The sequence below is a fragment of the Asaia sp. W19 genome (assembly GCF_003994335.1).
In the GTDB taxonomy this organism is placed as follows: domain Bacteria; phylum Pseudomonadota; class Alphaproteobacteria; order Acetobacterales; family Acetobacteraceae; genus Asaia.
The window spans coordinates 1-1022 of sequence record NZ_PNQZ01000161.1; the positions used below are offsets into that span (position 1 = coordinate 1).

Here is a 1022-nt window from a genome sequence, read left to right on the forward strand (position 1 = left end):
TCGGGGCCAAGGGTGCGCAGGGAGCGTGGGCGTACCGGACCGCCCAGCACATGGCCGATCGGAGAGAGGCCTTCGATATGGTCGCAAAAGATCTTGAATACGGCGAGCATGGGCACGGATAGAAAAGCCCCGCCAATCCCCCACATCCAGTCCCAGAACAGCAGCGAGGCCATGACCAGCACCGGATTGAGCGTGAAGCGCTTGGCCAGCAGCATGGGGGTAATCGTTTCCCCCTCCAGTATATGAATGCACAGATAGATCGAAGGGGGCAGCAACGCCATCAGGAAGGATGGGAAGCTGATGAGTGCCACACAGAAATAGACGACGACACCGGTCAGAGGACCGATGATCGGCACGTAATTGAGCAGAAAGGCCAGAACCCCCCATAGCAGGGGGTTGGGCATGCCCGTCAGCCAGCATTGCAACAGATTGAGCAGCCCCACCAGGATATTCATGATGGTGATGGTCGCCAGATAAAGCGACACGTTGCGCTCGATCTGTGTGGTGATCTGCACAAGACGACGCTTGTCCGAATAGGTCGGCATGATCTCCACGATACGACGCAGAAGGCTGTCTCCCTCTGTCATCAGGAAGAACAGCATCAGCAGCATGGTGAAAAACTCACCCATGAAGGCGCGAGTCCCGATCAGGAAGGATGACCCCCAGACCCGCAACGTCTCAGCACCATTCGATGCTGACTGGGCGGCAGCCGTCGCCGCGCTCACATGGTGATGACCCCCATTCGACATTAGCGCGACCACGCGCATATAGCCGCGCTGCAATGAGTCGATCGGCCCCTGCAGGAAGGCAAGCTTCTGCTGGAGCGCGGGCAGACTTTGCGGAACCTTGGTCAGCCACGCCGCCGCAGGGACCGAAATGGCCGTGCCTATGCAGACCACCAAAAGGAACATCGCGATGATCAGGAGCAGCGCCGAGATGGGCTTGGGGATATGCAGCCGACCATGCAGAAAGCGCATCGGCCCGATCATCAGCAGATTGACCACCATCGCAAACACGAAGGG

1 protein-coding gene is annotated in these 1022 nt (G+C 58.8%); it reads right to left on the reverse strand.

The genetic code is table 11. The features are described 5' to 3' along the window. Positions 1 to 1022, reverse strand: a 1022-nt coding sequence (locus C0V97_RS17610) for an AI-2E family transporter (RefSeq protein WP_148114974.1), incomplete at both ends; no start/stop codon positions are given.